The organism is Streptomyces sp. R28, assembly GCF_041052385.1.
Classification (GTDB): Bacteria; Actinomycetota; Actinomycetes; order Streptomycetales; family Streptomycetaceae; genus Streptomyces.
Map to the genome: position 1 here is coordinate 2834653 of NZ_CP163439.1, position 17540 is coordinate 2852192.

14 protein-coding genes are annotated in these 17540 nt (G+C 70.6%); 9 read left to right on the forward strand and 5 right to left on the reverse strand.

What is annotated here, in order from left to right; genetic code table 11:
- Positions 1-26: 26 nt before the first annotated feature.
- The 4 genes from AB5J49_RS12465 (at position 27) to ybaK (ending at position 4066) form a co-directional block, all read left to right on the forward strand.
- A complete protein-coding gene (locus AB5J49_RS12465; RefSeq protein ID WP_369168667.1) occupies positions 27-1616 on the forward strand; it encodes an oxidoreductase in 1590 nt (529 codons plus the stop codon).
- Between the two features lie 140 nt (positions 1617-1756).
- Positions 1757-2797, forward strand: a complete 1041-nt coding sequence (locus AB5J49_RS12470; protein ID WP_369168668.1) for a hypothetical protein — start codon at positions 1757-1759, stop codon at positions 2795-2797.
- A gap of 11 nt (positions 2798-2808) precedes the next feature.
- Positions 2809-3546 carry an LON peptidase substrate-binding domain-containing protein gene (locus AB5J49_RS12475; protein WP_369168669.1) on the forward strand — a complete coding sequence of 246 codons (738 nt, stop codon included), beginning with the start codon at positions 2809-2811 and terminating at the stop codon, positions 3544-3546.
- A 10-nt stretch (positions 3547-3556) separates the two neighbouring features.
- Positions 3557-4066, forward strand: a complete 510-nt coding sequence (ybaK, locus tag AB5J49_RS12480) for a Cys-tRNA(Pro) deacylase (RefSeq protein ID WP_369168670.1) — start codon at positions 3557-3559, stop codon at positions 4064-4066.
- Between the two features lie 297 nt (positions 4067-4363).
- Here ybaK and AB5J49_RS12485 read toward each other — a convergent pair whose 3' ends face one another.
- The 4 genes from AB5J49_RS12485 to AB5J49_RS12500 form a co-directional block, all read right to left on the reverse strand.
- Positions 4364-5119: an AAA family ATPase gene (locus AB5J49_RS12485; protein WP_369168672.1), complete on the reverse strand. Its 756-nt coding sequence runs from the start codon at positions 5117-5119 to the stop codon at positions 4364-4366.
- A gap of 34 nt (positions 5120-5153) precedes the next feature.
- The gene (locus tag AB5J49_RS12490; protein WP_369168673.1) at positions 5154-5978 is read right to left on the reverse strand and encodes an ABC transporter permease; all 825 of its coding nucleotides are present in this window, start codon (positions 5976-5978) and stop codon (positions 5154-5156) included.
- Positions 5979-6066: 88 nt separating this feature from the next.
- Positions 6067-7041: an ABC transporter ATP-binding protein gene (locus AB5J49_RS12495; RefSeq protein ID WP_369168675.1), complete on the reverse strand. Its 975-nt coding sequence runs from the start codon at positions 7039-7041 to the stop codon at positions 6067-6069.
- A 211-nt stretch (positions 7042-7252) separates the two neighbouring features.
- Positions 7253-8473 carry an NYN domain-containing protein gene (locus AB5J49_RS12500; RefSeq protein WP_369168676.1) on the reverse strand — a complete coding sequence of 407 codons (1221 nt, stop codon included), beginning with the start codon at positions 8471-8473 and terminating at the stop codon, positions 7253-7255.
- Between the two features lie 245 nt (positions 8474-8718).
- On the opposite strand from AB5J49_RS12500, the gene AB5J49_RS12505 reads away from it, so the two are divergent.
- Complete coding sequence (locus AB5J49_RS12505) at positions 8719-8883, forward strand: hypothetical protein (RefSeq protein ID WP_369168677.1); 165 nt, start codon at positions 8719-8721, stop codon at positions 8881-8883.
- Positions 8884-8995: 112 nt separating this feature from the next.
- Here AB5J49_RS12505 and dnaE read toward each other — a convergent pair whose 3' ends face one another.
- On the reverse strand, positions 8996-12535 hold the full coding sequence (gene dnaE / locus AB5J49_RS12510) for a DNA polymerase III subunit alpha (protein ID WP_369168678.1): 3540 nt from the start codon (positions 12533-12535) through the stop codon (positions 8996-8998).
- Positions 12536-12768: 233 nt separating this feature from the next.
- Here dnaE and AB5J49_RS12515 point away from each other — a divergent pair, with 233 nt between their 5' ends.
- The 4 genes from AB5J49_RS12515 to AB5J49_RS12530 all read left to right on the forward strand — a co-directional run bounded on the left by AB5J49_RS12515 (position 12769) and on the right by AB5J49_RS12530 (position 17539).
- Positions 12769-14109: a DUF2252 domain-containing protein gene (locus AB5J49_RS12515; RefSeq protein WP_369168679.1), complete on the forward strand. Its 1341-nt coding sequence runs from the start codon at positions 12769-12771 to the stop codon at positions 14107-14109.
- A gap of 89 nt (positions 14110-14198) precedes the next feature.
- A complete protein-coding gene (locus AB5J49_RS12520; RefSeq protein WP_369168680.1) occupies positions 14199-14897 on the forward strand; it encodes a hypothetical protein in 699 nt (232 codons plus the stop codon).
- Positions 14898-14974: 77 nt separating this feature from the next.
- Complete coding sequence (locus AB5J49_RS12525; protein WP_369168681.1) at positions 14975-15784, forward strand: thioredoxin domain-containing protein; 810 nt, start codon at positions 14975-14977, stop codon at positions 15782-15784.
- A gap of 93 nt (positions 15785-15877) precedes the next feature.
- Positions 15878-17539, forward strand: coding sequence for an alkaline phosphatase (locus AB5J49_RS12530; protein WP_369168682.1), 1662 nt, complete (start codon positions 15878-15880; stop codon positions 17537-17539).
- Position 17540 lies beyond the last annotated feature (1 nt).

Consider the following 17540-nt stretch of genomic DNA (forward strand, 5'->3'; position numbering starts at 1 on the left):
GAGTAGATGAGGGGGATGGGCGAAACGTGACCGAAGGTGCCGGCCTCCGCGACGGAGACCTGCCGGACGGCCTGCCGAACGACCTGACCGCCGCCGAACTCGGCATGTGGCAGGCCTTCCGCAACGGCAGCGTGTACGACCTGAGCAGCGGCGACACGGTCGTCGACGATCCGCACGGCGGGCATCCCTGGGGAGACGATCGGACCGTACGCGCGCGGATCATCTGCTGGCTGCTGCTGGACGGCCCGCCCGCCCTCGCCGGCCGGGTGTCCTCGCTGAAGCTCGTCGGCGTGCGGATCAGCGACACGATGGACCTCGCGGGCGGCACGGTGGTGCCGTACGTCGAGATGCGCGGCTGCCGTTTCGACCGGGAGATCCGGCTGCCGGAGGCCCACTTCACGACCGTGCGGCTGGTGGACTGCGCGGTGCCGCGCCTGGAGGCGGCCCGGGTGCACACCGAGGGTGACCTGCATCTGCCGCGCTGCCGCTTCCAGGGCGGCATCCGGCTCACCGACGCGCAGATCGGCACGGATCTGCTGCTCAACCAGGCGATCGTCTACCGCGACCGCAGCGGCCGCTCGATCGCCGCGGACGGCATCAGCGTCGGCCAGGACCTGCAGGCCGAGATGCTGGAGTCGCACGGCGAGCTGAGCCTGCGCGGCGCCAACATCGGCGTGTCGCTGAGCCTGCGGGGCGCGCGGCTGGTCAACCCGTACACCCGGCTCGCGCTGAACGCCCCCCAGCTGACCGTCGGGCGCACGCTGTACCTGACCCCGGCGGGCGTCGGCAGTCCGCTGCTGAGCGGCCGCACCCCGGCGCGCGGGACGCGCATCCAGCGCTTCGCGTGCCAGGGCGGGGTCCGCCTGGACGACGGGCGGTTCGGGGACGCGGTCGACCTGGAACGGGCCCGGTTCACCTTCACCGACGAGCAGGAGCTGTCGCTACGCCGCATCCAGACGCCCGAGCTGCGCTTCCTCGGGGAGCGGCCGGAGCGCGGCCGGGTGGTGCTGTCGGGGGCGCGGGTGGTCAACCTGATGGACCGGGCGGACGCCTGGCCGGGCCCGGGTCTGCTGCACATGGGCGGCTTCAGCTACGAGAACCTCGTGCCGCGCGGCCCGTTCCCGCTGGAACGGCGGCTGGAGTGGGTGGCCGCCGCGACCGCCGAGTACAACCCGGAGCCGTACGAACTGCTGGCCTCCGTCCTGCGTAACGGCGGTGAGGACGAGGACGCGCGCGAGGTGCTGCTGGCCAAGCAGCGCCGGCGCCGCGAGACGCTGCCGCCCGCGGCCAAGCTGTGGGGGTACGCGCAGGACTGGATGGTCGCCTACGGCTATCGGCCGGGTCGCGCCGCCGTGTGGATGGCGGTGCTGTGGGCGGCGAGTTCGGTGGCCTTCGCGTATGCCGACCATCCACCCCTGAAGGGCGGCGAGCATCCGACCTGGAGCCCGGCCCTGTTCGCCCTCGACCTGCTGCTGCCGGTCATCGACCTGGGCCAGGTCGGGTTCTGGCAGCTGAGCGGCGCCTGGCAGTGGCTGGCCACGGCGATGATCCTGCTGGGCTGGATCCTGGCGACGACCGTGGCGGCGGGGGCGACGCGCACGCTGCGGCGGAGCTGAACCCCAGGTCGGTGAGCCTGGGCGGTAGATGTCCGACCCGTTGCCGAACAGTTGGCCTTTACAGGTTCTTGACCGATCGGGGTACAACTTTCCGCGGGTTGCCCGTTCCCTATGGCGCGGGCGCGACCCGCGGTCTTTCAATGGTCGACACCATGGCTCTGCCGCTCCCGTTCGGCCGCGCGTCCCGGCCGACAAGGACCGTAGAACACCCGGCCGTCGGGCTCCCCGCCGACGCCGAGGTGCTCCTCGACGCGCCCGACGACCGCCTCGGACCCGCGCTGGTCGCGGCCGGGCGGGGCGCGTACGAGACCGCCGCCGAGCTGCTCGCCACCACCCGGCGCAGAGCCCAGTGGGAGTACCGCGACGGGTACGCGCTGCGCCTGGCCGCCTTCGCGCGCTCGCGCCCGGAGTGGCTGGAGGCCTGGTACGCGGCCGCCCCGAGCGATCCGGACGTGCTGCTGCTCCGGGCCCAGCTGGCGGTGGACCGCGCCTGGCAGTCCCCTGCCCGGGCCGAGCTGCTGCGCGGGGTGAGCCCGCTGATCACCGCCGCCGCCCGCGCCGACGACCGCGACCCGGTGCCGTGGCGGATCGCGCTGGACCACGCGCGCGGCTCACGCGCCGGGCACACGTACTTCGGGGAACTGTGGGAAGCGGCGCTGCGCCGCGCTCCGCTCCACTACGGCTGCCATGTGGCGGCCCTGCGCTACCTCGCCACGTCGTGGCACGGCTCCCACCGGGAGTGCCTCGACTTCGCCGACCGGGCCGCGCAGGACGCTCCGGCCGACTCCCTGGTGCAGGCCCTGCCGACCCGGGCCGTCCTCGCCTACCTGAACGACGGCTGCGGTCCGGGCGTGCCGCCCGAGCGGCTGGACACGGCGGCCGACCGCGCGATGACGCTCTCCGCCCGCTTCCCGGCCGCCGACCTCTGGCCGGCCGCGATCCGCAACAAGCTGACGTACGTCCTGGTACAGCTGGGCCGCTGGGAGGACGCCCTGGAGCAACTGCGCCTGATCGGCCCGTACGCCACCTCCTACCCCTGGAGCCGGTTCTCGGAGGACCCCCTGGGCCGTTTCCTGGAGGTGCGCGACGAGGTACGGCTGCGGACGGCCTCCCCCGCCGGCGCGCGCACCGGCCATCCACAGGGTGGGCGCGCCGGACGCGTTCACTCCGGCGACCACTAGGCTTTGGCGCCGTGACCGTCCGTCTTCCGCTCTTCCCCCTGAACTCGGTGCTGTTCCCGGGGCTCGTGCTGCCACTGAACGTCTTCGAGGAGCGCTATCGCGCCATGATGCGCGATCTTCTGAAGACCCCCGAGGAGGAACCGCGCCGTTTCGCCGTCGTGGCGATCCGCGACGGCCATGAGGTGGCCCAGAGCGCCCCCGGCATGCCGGACCCCACGTCCATCCCCGAGCGCGGTCCCGCGGCGGGCTTCGGGCCGGACCCGGTCAAGGCGTTCCACGGGGTGGGCTGTGTGGCCGACGCGGCGACGATCCGGGAGCGGACCGACGGCACGTTCGAGGTGCTGGCGACGGGAACGAGTCGTGTACGCCTGCTCTCGGTGGACGCGTCGGGCCCGTTCCTCACGGCGGAGCTGGAGGAGCTGCCGGACGAGCAGGGTGACGAGGCGGGGGCGCTGGCGGAAGGGGTGCTGCGCGCGTTCCGCCAGTACCAGAAGCGCCTGGCAGGCGCCCGCGAACGCAGTCTGTCCACCACGGCCGACCTCCCGGACCAGCCCTCGGTCGTCTCCTACCTGGTGGCGGCCGCGATGATGCTGGACACCCCGACGAAGCAGCGCCTGCTCCAGGCTCCGGACATCGCGTCCCGCCTGCGCGACGAGCTGAAACTCCTTCGCGCCGAGACCTCGATCATCCGTACGCTGCCGTCGCTGCCGGCGTCGGATCTGACGCGCGGTCCGACGAGCCTCAACTGAGCGGAACGACATGGCGAAGAAGTCGAAGAAGACCCAGCAGCAATCGGGCGGCGGCACTCCCGCGACGGTGGCGCTCTCGGCGGCGGGCGTCGAGTACACGATCCACGCCTATGACCACGACCCCTCCCACCCGTCCTACGGCGAGGAGGCGGCGGAGGCGATGGGCGTCTCTCCCGACAGGGTCTTCAAGACCCTCGTGGCGGACGTGGACGGCACCCTGACCGTGGCGGTCGTCCCCGTGGCCGGCCAGCTGGACCTCAAGGCCCTGGCGTCGGCGGTCCGCGGCAAACGCGCCGCGATGGCCGACCCGGCCCTGGCCGAACGCACCACGGGCTACGTCCGGGGCGGCATCTCCCCGCTGGGCCAGCGCAAGAGGCTCCCCACGGTCCTGGACGCCTCGGCCTCCGCCCACCCCACGATCTGCGTCTCGGCGGGCCGCCGCGGCCTGGAGGTCGAACTCTCCCCCGACGACCTCACCAAGCTCACGAACGCGACCCTGGCCCCCATCGGGCGGGCGTGAACCCTCGACGAACCAAACACGGAAACGCAAGTGGCGCGCCAAGAAGGGCCGCTCGAACCACGGACACCGCCCGGCGTGACGCTTTGCCTTCCAGCGCCGGTCCAGGGCACTTTCAGCCCGTCTGGGGGCACCCCCTCTGGGGGAGTTTGGGACGAGGCCCGTCCAGGGCCGAAGCGGGGGTCTGGGGGCCGCAGGCCCCCAGGGTCCGGGGTCGAAGGGGCAGCGCCCCTGGAGGACGGGACGGGTAGGGGCGGCGGGGGCCGAGAACCCTCGGCGCAAACACCCCTCACCGAAGCCCTACGCCGACGGCGCCCCGTTCGATCCCCCCTGCTGAGCCACCGGAGGCTGCAGCTGATACGGATCCGCGTCCCGAGGCCCGAACAACGCCGTCAACCCGAGGTGCACCACCAGCGCCGCCAGCGGCCAGGCCAGCCACGCCCCCTTGGCCCCGAGCTTCAGCGGCGCCGGGAACGTGACCCCCTTGCCCACTTCCTTCGCGTGCGCGATCACATCCTCGGAGGGCCCGAGCCACACCCCGACCCGCCAGGCCAGCAACGACCCGAGGAACCCCCCGACGGCCAGCGCCACCACCAGCGGCACACCCCCACGCCGCCGCCAGAGAAAGACGGCAACCGCGCTCACCAGCCCGAACGCGAGCGCGAGCAGAGTGAACGTTCCGTCCACCCCGACCGCCTGCTCCCCCTCGGTGTCCTTGAAGTAGACGACCCAGCTCTTGTCGACGACGTCCCCGACCAGCGGCACGCTCGGCGCCAGCCACCACCACAGCACCCCGAGCAGCGCTCCGAAGAGCGCCACCACGACCGCGACGACGGCGGCCTCTCGCACTTCGGTCTTCATGCCAGGACCGTCCTGTTCGTACGCGCCATATATGCCGTACGTGCCGTGAGAGCCGTGTGGGCCTTGTGCCCCGGGAGGAGCGCCGTACACGGCGTCATGCGGCCCGGAACCGGCGTGCCCGGCAGCGGGCTGCTGCCATGCCTGGCTGGAGGAACGGTCACTGGGCGGAGGAGGAGGAGTCAGCGGAGCGGTCACTCTGCCATCGTGCCAGGCCGGCCTGTGCGGCGCGTCACCGGACGGCAGCCCGGCGGTACGCCCAGGTGGCGACGGCCAGCGAGACGACGCCGACCACCCCGCACACGGCGAGGTCACCCAGCACGAAGGCCCAGTCGGGGTGCGGTCCGAAGGTCCGCGCGAAGGCCTCCACGCCGTACGTCGACGGCAGCAGATCCCGCGCGAACCGCACCACCTCCGGCATCCGGTCAGCCGGCAGCACCCCCAGCAGCAGCGCTGCGGACATCCCCAACTGCCCGAGCAGCGTGGCCAGTTCAGGCCGCGGCGCAAGCAGCCCGAGCGCCGCCCCCAGCCCGGCGAGCGCGGCCCCGGCCAGCGGGATCACCGCGACGAGCACCCACAGATGCGTCACCGGCAGCCCGAACAGCACACACCCGAAGAGCGCCGTCACCACGGTCCCCGGCACGGTGAAGGAGGCGTACGCCCCCGCCGCCCCCAGCACCACCGCGGCGGGCGGCACCGGCAGCGTGGCGTAGTGGTCGAGCCCGCCGCTGGCCCGCAGCTGCCCGAAGTACTGCGCGAGCAGGTTCAGCGCGACGAAGGCGACCACGAGCACGGCCGACCCTGCCACCACGGCCTGCGCCTCGGCGCCGCCGTCCACGACCCCGCGCATCAGGATCATGATCCCGACCGACTGGAAGGTCGCCACGAACAGCAGCGGGATGCGCGCGACCCGGGCCCGGGACAGCTGCGCCCGGTACACGGCGCACAGCGACGGCCACAGCCGCGCCCGCGGCCCGAGCTCGGCCGCGGCCGGGCGGGCCGTCTCGTCCACGGCCAGGGCGCTGCCCGGCAGAACCTCGGCGGGTACGACACTCACGTGGCGCTGCTCCCTTTCACACGGGGGATCACGGCGGAGGTGGCCCTGTTCCGTACGGATACGGATACGGGTGCGGCGGTCTGCGTGCTCAAGCCTTCACCAGCCCCTGCTGTGCGGCCCCGCCCAGCGTCAGATAGACGTCCTCCAGGCTGGGCGTGGCGAGCGTGAAGTCGTCCAGCGCGGCGAAGGCGGCCCCGCCGGTGACGGTGGCGACGACCGCGCGAGCCTCCTCGGGGGCGAGTCGCAGCGTCCAGCGCCGCCCGGACTCCACGACCCGGTCCTGCAGCGCGGCGACCTCGGGCACCTCCAGGGGCGCCCGGTCCCGCCACAGCAGCTCGACCCGCACCTCGCCCGCGACCCGCTCCTTGAGCCCGGACGGTGTGTCACAGGCGATCACGCGGCCCCGGTCGAGTACCGCGACCCGGTCGAGCACGGTCTCGGCCTCGATGACGTTGTGGGTGACGAGCAGCACGGTCGTCCCGCGCTCGGCCCGCCGCCGGTCCACGGCCGACCACACGGCCCGCCGCGCCACCGGGTCCATCGCGGTGGTCGGCTCGTCGAGCACGAGCAGCGGCCGCTCCCCGACCAGCGCGGCGGCGAAGCAGGCCAGCCGACGCTGCCCGCCGGACAGCTTCTTGATCGGCCGCCCGGCAAGCGGCCCGAGGCCCAGCTCGTCGAGTACGGCGTCCCGCTCGGCGCGCGCCTGCCGTACGTCCAGGCCGCGCAGCCGCCCGGTGGTCTCGGCGGCGAGGGACACGGTCAGGTCGTCGAGGGCGGTCGACTCCTGCCCGAGGTAGGCGAGGATGCGCGCGGCCCGCTCCGGGTGCCGCACGATGTCGTGCCCGAGGATCTCCACGCTGCCGCGGTCGGGCCGCATCAGTCCGGTGAGCTGTCGTACGAGGGTGGTCTTGCCGGCGCCGTTCGGGCCGAGCAGCCCGAAGATCTCGCCGCGCCGGATGTCCAGCCGTACGTCGTCGGTGGCCCGCACCTCGGGCGTTCCGGGTGCCCCGCGCCGGCCTCGTACGGCCGGATAGGTCTTGGTCAGCCCGCGCACGGCACACACGACATCCCCACTGTGCCGAAGTGCCTGTCCCGCGCGCGTACTCACAAGGGACGAGACTACGGGGTCCGCGACCCCGATCCGCCCTCGGGTCGGCCACTCGGCACAAACCACCAGCTCGCCGTAGGAAATCGGCCGGTAGCCCCAAATCCGCCGCAACGGCGCTCAACCCCGACGACGCGTCCCGGCGATGCCGACCTCGCCCCGGCCCGCGTCATTCCCCCGCAGGCGCGTGCTCCGCGGCCGTCCGGACATCGATCTCCCGCCAGAACCCGGCCCGGATCGCGTACCGATCATGCTCGTCGATCTGGTCGTCCTTGTGCGCGAGCAACCCGAACCGAGCCGCGTACCGCAGCAGCTCCCCGTCGATCCGATGCGGAATCCGCGGATACATCCCGGACAGCTTCTGCAGATGGTTCTGCTCCCCCAGCCGCTCCATCCACCGCCTCGCGAAGACCTGCCCCACCTCGTACGGATCGCCGCCGACCGTGGTGATGTCCTCCTCCCGGTCGGCCCACCGCTGCTCCGCCGTGGTCAGCTGCGCGAGCGTCGGCATCGAGGCGGCGTCGGGCGGCTCGGCCGCGACACCGGGCCGGTCGACCCACCCCTTGTCGGAGGACCAGCGCAGCGTCGCGCTCGCGGGGGGCTGGGCCGGCTGGACGCCGGGCGCGCGCAGGGCGGCGAGGTCCTTCGGCGTGGGCACGCCCTTGGGCGCCGGCACCCGCTCCTGCGTGCCGTTCTCCGAGGCGGCGGCAGCCTGGGCGTGCTCGCCCTCGTCGGCGGGCCGTTCGGCCCTCGCGCCGAGCGCGGAGTCGGGCAGCGGCGCGGACAGGATCGCGGCGATCTCGGGCCGGGGCACGGGCGGCGGCGCGCAGACTCCGGTGAGCTCCTTGGCACGTACGGCCTTGGTGATCCACGTACGGTCGAGCACGCGCCGTTCGTCGGCCTCGGCGACCAGGTCCTCGGACTGGTTGTAGTCCCCGTCGGCGGCCTGCACCGCCCACAGGTGTACGGCGACGCCGTGCTCCTTGGCGGCCATCATCCCCGGCAGCAGATCACCGTCGCCGGTCACCAGCACCACGTCCGAGCAGGCGCGGTTGCGGGCCAACTCGGTGAGCTCGGCGTGCATCGCGGCGTCCACGCCCTTCTGGGCCCAGCGGCCGTCGCTGCGGGTCAGGGCGCCCAGCCGGACGGTGACCCGGGGCATCACCCGCAGCCTGCGGTGCTCGGGCTGCGGGACGCGGTCGGGGGCGCCGTCGAACCAGTAGATGCGCAGCAGGGGCTGCTGCGTGTCCGACTCGGCGCGTTCGCGCAGGCCCTGGATGAGGGCGGCGTGGTCGACGGTGATCCGGGACCGGGAGGGCTCCCCGGCGAGGAGGCTCGCGGCGGCCCCCAGCAGATACCCGGCGTCCACCAGGACGATGCAGCGGTCCACGCGACTCACCCTCTTCCTGGGAGGTTTGCTTGGGGCTTCCTTCGAGTCTGCCCGACCACGCGGGGGTTAACGGGGCGAACTCGATCTTCGGCGTGGCGTTTCGAGGCATCGCCACCTCGGCGCGCCATGCCTCACGCCCCGACAACCCCCGTTACACACGGTAATTATCCGAAATGCACTCTTCGTCAGCCTATGTGAATCTGGTCCCGGCCCTGGCCCCTAGATCCCCCACAGGAGGCATCACCATGGCCAAGAACAAGAAGCAGGACCGGAAGCAGCCGCAGTCCGAGCGCAGCGAGCAGCAGGCCCAGCAGTCCTCGATGGAGACGCAGGCCGAGCAGCGCATCACGCAGGCAACGCCGGGCGACATGGCCCGCAAGGGCCGGCAGAAGCGCTTCGGTCACAACTGACATCTGCATAACGGGTTGTTGAGACCCAGGCACGTGAAGAGGGGCGCACCCCACACAGGGTGCGCCCCTCTCGCGTTTCCGACGCCGAGGCACGCGGCAACCGCGCAGCCGCTCAGCCCGCCAGGCAGGACGGGCCGAGCAGCACCTTCAGGTCACCGAACAGCGCCGGGTCGGGCTTCACCCGGTGCCGGTCCAGCCGGAGCACCGTGGTCTTGGTCGGGCCCTGGAGCTTGATGCGGACCTCGCTGTCTCCCTTGTGGTGACTGAGGATCTCACCGAGGCGGTTGATCATCGGCGGGGTGACCCTGGTGGCCGGGATGGTGAGGATCACGGGCGCGTTGGTGCCCGCGTTGGACAGGTCGGGGACCTGGAGCTCCATCGCGACCAGCCGCGGCACGTCCTCGCGCTTGTCGAGACGGCCCTTGACGAACACGACGGCGTCCTCGACGAGTTGGGTCGAGACGAGCTGGTACGTCGCCGGGAAGAACATGCACTCGATGGAACCGGCGAGGTCCTCGACGGTGGCGATCGCCCAGGCGTTGCCCTGCTTGGTCATCTTGCGCTGCAGGCCGGAGATGATGCCGCCGATGGTCACCACGGCCCCGTCGGAGTGCTCGCCGCCCGTCAGCTGGGCGATGCCCGCGTCGGCCTTGTCGGACAGGACGTGTTCCAGACCGAAGAGCGGGTGGTCGGAGACGTACAGACCGAGCATCTCCCGCTCCTGGGCGAGCAGATAGGTCTTGTCCCACTCCTCGTCGGTGAACTGCACGTCGAGTCCGAAGCCGGGCTCGTCGCTCTCCTCCTCGCCCATGCCGCCGAAGAGGTCGAACTGGCCCTCGGCCTCCTTGCGCTTGACCGCGACCACGTTGTCGATCATCGGCTCGAAGTGCGCGGTGAGGCCCTTGCGGGTGTGCCCCAGGGTGTCGAACGCGCCCGCCTTGATCAGCGACTCCGTGGTGCGCTTGTTGCAGGCGACCGCCTCGACCTTGTCGAGGTAGTCGGGGAAGGAGGCGTACTTGCCCTTGGCCTTGCGGCTCTTGATGATCGACTCGACCACGTTCGTGCCGACGTTGCGCACGGCTTCGAGGCCGAAGAGGATCACGTCGTCGCCCTGGGCGGCGAAGTTGTGCACCGACTCGTTGACGTTCGGCGGGAGCACCTTGATGCCCATGCGGCGGCACTCGTTGAGGTAGACGGCCGACTTGTCCTTGTCGTCCTTGACGGAGGTCAGCAGCGCGGCCATGTACTCGGCGGGGTGGTTCGCCTTGAGGTAGGCGGTCCAGTACGAGACCAGGCCGTACGCGGCCGAGTGCGCCTTGTTGAACGCGTAGCCGGCGAACGGGACCAGCACGTCCCACAGGGCCTGGATGGCTTCGTCGCTGTAGCCCTTGTCACGGGCGCCCTTCTGGAAGAGGACGAAGTTCTTCGCCAGTTCGTCGGGCTTCTTCTTGCCCATCACGCGGCGGAGGATGTCGGCCTCGCCGAGCGAGTAGCCGGCGATGATCTGGGCGGCCTTCTGCACCTGCTCCTGGTAGACGATCAGGCCATAGGTGACGGCCAGGACCTCTTCGAGGGGCTCCTCCAGCTCCTTGTGGATCGGGGTGATCTCCTGGAGCTTGTTCTTGCGCAGCGCGTAGTTGGTGTGCGAGTCCATGCCCATCGGGCCCGGACGGTAAAGGGCGGAGACGGCGGAGATGTCTTCGAAGTTGTCGGGCTTCATCAGGCGCAGCAGCGAGCGCATGGGGCCGCCGTCGAACTGGAAGACGCCGAGGGTGTCGCCGCGCTGGAGGAGTTCGAAGGTCGTCGGATCGTCGAGCGGGAGGCTCAGCAGATCGATGTCGATGCCCTTGTTGGACTTCACCATCTTGACGGCGTCGTCCATGATCGTCAGGTTGCGCAGGCCGAGGAAGTCCATCTTCAGCAGGCCGAGCGACTCACAACTCGGGTAGTCCCACTGCGTGATGGTCACGCCGTCGGTGTGCCTGACCCAGACGGGCACGTGCTCGGTGATGGTCTCGCTGGACATGATCACGCCGGCGGCGTGCACACCCATCTGCCGGACCAGGCCCTCGACGCCCTTGGCGGTGTCGATGACCTTCTTCACGTCCGGCTCGTTCTCGTACATCGCCCGGATCTCGCCCGCCTCGCTGTAGCGGGGGTGCGAGGGGTCGGTGATGCCGTTGAGGTCGATGCCCTTGCCGAGGACGTCGGCGGGCATGGCCTTGGTGAGGCGGTCGCCCATGGCGTACGGGTAGCCCAGCACGCGCGCGGAGTCCTTGATGGCGTTCTTCGCCTTGATCTTGCCGTAGGTGCCGATCATGGCGACCTTGTCGGCGCCGTACTTCTCCGTCACGTACCTGATCACCTCGACGCGCCTGCGCTCGTCGAAGTCGATGTCGACATCGGGCATCGAGATGCGCTCGGGGTTGAGGAACCGCTCGAAGATCAGGCCGTGCGGGATGGGGTCGAGGTCGGTGATGCCCATGGCGTAGGCGACGATCGAACCGGCCGCGGAGCCTCGGCCGGGGCCGACCGCGATGCCGTTGTTCTTGGCCCACATGATGAAGTCGGCGACGACGAGGAAGGAGCCGGGGAAGCCCATCGAGATGATGACGTCCATCTCGTACTCGGCCTGCTTCTGCCGGTCATCGGGGACGCCGCCGGGGAAGCGACGCTCCATGCCCCGGCGGACCTCCTCCTTGAACCAGGTGACCTCGGTGTAGCCCTCGGGGATGTCGAACTTCGGCATCAGGTTCCGGGACTCGAACATGCCGGTGGTGTCGACCATCTCGGCGACGAGGAGCGTGTTGGCGCAGCCCTGCTGCCAGGCGTCCGAGGAGTCGATGGCGTACATCTCGTCCGTGGACTTCAGGTAGTAGCCGGTGCCGTCGAACCTGAAGCGGTCGGGGTCGGAGAGGTTCTTGCCGGTCTGGATGCACAGCAGCGCGTCGTGGGCGGTCGCCTCGTGCGCGTACGTGTAGTGCGAGTCGTTGGTGACCAGCGGCGGAATGCCGAGCTTGCGGCCGATCTCCAGGAGGCCGTCGCGGACCCGGTGCTCGATGTCGATGCCGTGGTCCATCAGCTCCAGGAAGTACTTGTCCTTGCCGAAGATGTCCTGGTAGTCGGCGGCCGCCTTGAGGGCCTCTTCCTCCTGACCGAGCCGCAGCCGGGTCTGGACCTCGCCGGAGGGGCAGCCGGTGGAGGCGACGATCCCCTCGGACCACTGGGAGATGGTCTCCTTGTCCATCCGGGGCCACTTCTGCAGCCAGCCCTCGGCGTACGCGTCCGACGACAGGCGGAAGATGTTGTGCAGACCCGTCCGGTTCACGGCCCACATCGTCTTGTGGGTGTAACCACCGGAACCGGAGACGTCGTCCCGCTTCTGGTGCGGCTGGCCCCACTGGATCTTGCGCTTGTTGCGCCGGGACTCGGGCGCGACATAGGCCTCGATCCCGATGATCGGGGTGACTCCGGCCTTCTTCGCGGTGTGGAAGAAGTCGTACGCCCCGTGGAGGTTGCCGTGGTCGGACATGGCGATGTGCGTCATGCCCATCTCGTTGCACGCGTTGAACATGTCCTTCAGCCGCGCGGCACCGTCCAGCAGCGAGTACTGGGTGTGGACGTGCAGGTGCGTGAACGGCGGCTTTGACACGGTTTCGGCCTCCAAGGCAAACAGGCGTCGACAAGATCCGGACCAGACTCCGACGGGCCGCGGACAGTCTGGGGGACAGCTGCGAAGTCTATGCCTCGACACTGACACCAGGGCCGCATCCCCGCGTACCTTCATGCGAGAACGCGGGCACTCCCTCGCACGTTCGTACGTTGCCACGAGGGAGGTTCCCGCCCCACACGTCATGCACCACCTGCACCAGGAGGCACCCAGCGATGTCGGTCCCCCAGCTCAACGACGAGCAGCGCGGCGACGAGATCCTCGCCGTCTTCGACACCGCCTTCGGCGAGCTCCTGGCCGCCGACCCGGCCGCGTTCCGCGTGAAGTTCCGGAAGATGGCGGCCTCGGCGTTCGCGTTCTACCGCGGCACGGCGTGCCTCTTCTACCACGACCTGACCGCAAACAGTGGTTTCGGGTCGAAGCGGGGCGGCCCGTACCTCGACGAGCGCACCTCGCGCGTGTGGATCCACGGCGACCTGCACGCCGAGAACTTCGGCACGTACATGGACGCCAACGGCCGGCTGATCTTCAACGTCAACGACTTCGACGAGGCATACGTCGGCCCCTTCACCTGGGACCTCAAGCGCTTCGCCGCCTCGGTCGCCCTCATCGGGTACGCCAAGGCGTTCAGCGACGAGCAGATCACCGAGCTGGTCCAGATCTACGCGGGCGCGTACCGCGAGCGCGTGCACGCCCTGGCGACCGGCGCCAAGAGGGACGAGGTCCCGCCGTTCACACTGGACACCGCCCAGGGCCCGCTCCTGGACGCGCTGCGCGACGCCCGCGCACTGACCCGCTTCGGGCTGCTGGACTCGATGACCGAGATCCGGGACTTCGAGCGCCGCTTCGCCGCGGGCGGCGGCTCCATCGAGCTGGACGCGGCCACCCGCTACAAGGTGCTCGCGGCCTTCGACGGCTATCTGGAGACGCTCCCGGACGCCTCGCTGGCCCGCCCGGACTCGTACCGGGTGAAGGACGTGGTCGGCCGCCGCGGCATCGGCATCGGGTCGGCCGGGCTGCCGTCGTACAACATCCTCCTGGAGGGCCACAGCGACGCCCTGGAGAACGACGTCGTGATCTACATCAAGCAGGCCCAGACCCCGGCCGTCTCCCGCCACATCACCGACCAGGCGATCCGCGAGTACTTCCAGCACGAGGGTCACCGCACGGTGATCTCCCAGCGCGCCCTGCAGGCGCACGCCGACCCGTGGCTGGGCTGGACCGAGCTGGACGGGGCGGGCCAGCTGGTCGCCGAGGTCTCGCCGTACGCCGTGGACCTGGACTGGGGCGACATCGACGACCCGGAGGAGATCGCGGCGGTCGTCGCCGACCTCGGCCGGGCGACGGCCACGATGCACGCGGCGGCGGACGACACCTCCGGCGAGTCCCTGGTGCCGTTCTCCACCGAGCGGGCCATCGACGCGGCGATCGCCGCCGACGAGGACGGCTTCGCGGAGCTCCTGGCCGACTTCGCGCACGAATACGGCGCACGCGCGCGTGCCGACCACCAGATCTTCGTCGACCTGTTCCGCAACGGCAGGATTCCGGGTCTGTGACGGAAGGGCCACGCACCGGCGCTCCCCGTCCGCTCACAGGCAGCCTTTAAGGGTCCCTTACAGGCCTACGTGACACACTCTCCTCCGCTATGGACATATCCGGGACCCAGCTACGAGCCGTACGCGCGGCGCTGTTCACGTCACTCGTCGTGACGCTCAGCACCGCGTCGCACGTGCTGCTCTCCCGGGCGCCGCTGCCGCTGAACACGGTGGCCCTGCTCGCGGCCGCCGTGTTCGTCCTCGCGTACGCCCTGGCCGGCCGTGAGCGCAGCTTCGGGCGGATCGCCGCCCTGCTGATCCCGCTGGAGCTGGCCGCCGACACGATCCTCACCACCGGCCAGCACGTCTGTTACGGCAAGGCGGGCGGGCCGGTCGCCGGCCCGCTGGCCTCGGTCGGCTGGGACGTGCTGTGCGGCGACGGCACCCAGGTCGGCACGCCACTGGCCCAGGTCACCGGCACCGACCCCGACAGGCTGGGCGGTCTCCTCGCCCACGCCGACCCTGCCACCGCCTGGCTGCTGCTCGCCGCGCACATCTCGGTCGGCCTGGTCGCCGCCGCCTGGCTGCGCCGCGGCGAGCGGGCCCTGGCCCAGCTGCTGAGCGCGGTGACGGCGACCACGTTCCGCCCGCTGCTGCTGGCGGTCGCCGCGGTGACGGTGCGCCGGATCGCACCGGCCCGCCACCTGCCGCGCCCCGCCGACCGTACGACCACCGCCCGCACCCTCCTCCTCGTGCACTCCCTGGGACGGCGTGGACCGCCGTGCTCGCCCGCCTTCACCTGTGCGTGAACGGCATCTGAGCACCACGGCCCACCCATACGTATCCCGCACACACACGTGTGCGTGTCCCCATGGAGATCACCAACATGAGCAAGCGGAACAGCCAGTCGGCGAAGACGGCGGCCCGGGAGCGGCTGCGCGCCGAGCGTGAGCGCGCGGCCAAGCGGGCGAAGGTCAGGCGCCAGGTCATCGTCGCCTGTTCGATCGTCGGCGTACTGGCTGCGGCGGGCGGCATAGGCTATGCCGTCGTCCAGGCCAACAAGCCCACCTACTGGGAGGCGGTCAAGGACGACAAGGTCGTCGCGCCGGCCAACACCACGGGTACGAACGGCACGACCGTCGTCATCGGCAAGGACAGCGCCAAGAAGACCCTCAAGATCTACGAGGACCCGCGCTGCCCCGTCTGCGCCACGTTCGAGCAGACCGTCGGCTCCACCGTCGACAAGGACATCGAGGCCGGCAAATACAAGTTCCAGTACGTCGGCGCCACGTTCATCGACAACAAGGACAACGGCGAGGGTTCCAAGAACGCGCTGAGCGCCCTGGGCGCCGCGCTGAACGTCAGCGACGAGGCGTTCCTCGCGTACAAGACCGCGCTCTACTCGACGAAGTGGCACCCGGACGAGACGACCGACAAGTTCAAGGACGACAGCTACCTCATCAAGGTCGCCGACACCGTCCCCGCGCTGAAGGACAACAAGAAGTTCCAGGACGCCGTCGAGAAGGGCACCTACGACGCCTGGGCGATGGCCATGTCGAAGACCTTCGACGACAACAAGGACGGTGTGACCGGCACCCCGGGCTTCGTCATGGACGGCAAGCAGCTCAACGGGGGCACCCCGCTCCTGACGGTGGCCGACTACAACAAGGTGGTGGACGCGGCTCTCAAGGGCTGACGCCAACTGGGAACCCGTCCTCCGCATGAAGAGGGAACGAACTCTTGCGCGTTCGTTCCCTCTTGTCCATACCCATCAGTAACCTGATCGGCTGTGACCAGTCGATACAGATCACCAGAGCAGCTCAATTCCCTTGCCCCTCGCCGCCGTACGGTCGTCAAAGCCGCGGCGGCGACGGCTGTGCTGGCCGGCCCGCTCGCCGCCGCGCTGCCCGCCCGGGCAGCCGAGCAGGCCCCCGCCTTCCTGCACGGCGTCGCCTCCGGTGACCCGCTGCCCGACGGCGTCCTGCTGTGGACCCGGGTGACGCCCACCGCCGAAGCCGTACCCGGCTCCGGACTCGGCCCGGACACCGAGGTCAGCTGGATCGTCGCCCGGGACAAGGCACTGACGAACATCGTCGCCAAAGGCTCGGCCACCGCGACCGCCGCCTCCGACCACACCGTCAAGGCCGACATACGAGGCCTGGAGCCGGCCACCGACTACTGGTTCCGTTTCTCGGCGGGCGGCACGGACTCCCCGGTGGCGCGTACCCGCACCGCGCCGGCGGCGAGCGCGTCCGTCGCGGGCCTGCGCTTCGGCGTGGTCTCCTGCGCCAGCTGGGAGGGCGGTTACTTCTCGTCGTACCGCCATCTCGCGGCCCGCGGCGACCTGGACGCCTGGCTGCACCTGGGCGACTACATCTACGAGTACGGCACCGGCGAGTACGGCACGCGCGGCACCGTCGTACGCCAGACCGCGCCCACCCACGAGATCCTCACGCTCGCCGACTACCGCATCCGGCACGGCAAGTACAAGACGGACCCGGATCTGCAGACCCTGCACACGAAGGCTCCGGTCATCGCGATCTGGGACGACCACGAGATCGCCAACGACTCCTGGTCGGGCGGCGCGGAGAACCACACCGAGGGCGCCGAGGGCGCCTGGGCCGCGCGTCAGGCCGCCGCCAAGCAGGCCTACTTCGAGTGGATGCCGGTCCGCCCGGCGATCGCCGGCACCACCTACCGCCGCCTGCGCTTCGGCAAGCTCGCCGATCTCTCCCTGCTCGACCTGCGCTCCTTCCGCTCGCAGCAGGTCTCGGTCGGCAACGGTGAGGTCGACGACCCGGACCGTACGCTCACCGGGCGGGCCCAACTGGACTGGCTGAAGGCGGGGCTGAAGTCCTCCGACACCACCTGGCGGCTGGTCGGCAACTCGGTGATGATCTCGCCGTTCGCGATCGGCTCCCTCACCGCGGACCTGCTCAAGCCGCTGGCCAAGCTGATGGGCCTGCCGCAGGAGGGGCTCGCCCTCAACCCCGACCAGTGGGACGGCTACACGGACGACCGCCGCGAACTCCTCGCCCACCTGCGCTCGAACGCGATCCGCAACACCGTGTTCCTGACCGGCGACATCCACATGGCGTGGGCCAACGACGTGCCGGTGGACGCCGGTACGTACCCGCTGTCCGCCTCCGCCGCCACGGAGTTCGTCGTCACCTCGGTCACCTCCGACAACCTCGACGACATCGTCAAGGTCCCCGAGGGCACGGTCTCCGCGATCGCCGCGCCGATCATCAAGGCCGCCAACCGGCACGTCCACTGGGTGGACACCGACCGCCACGGCTACGGCGTCCTGGACATCACGGCCGAGCGTGCGCAGATGGACTACTACGTCCTGTCCGACAAGACCAAGAAGGACGCGACCGCCTCCTGGGCGCGCTCGTACCGCACGCGCACCGGAACGCAGAAGGTCGAGCGGACGTACGACCCCGTCTGAC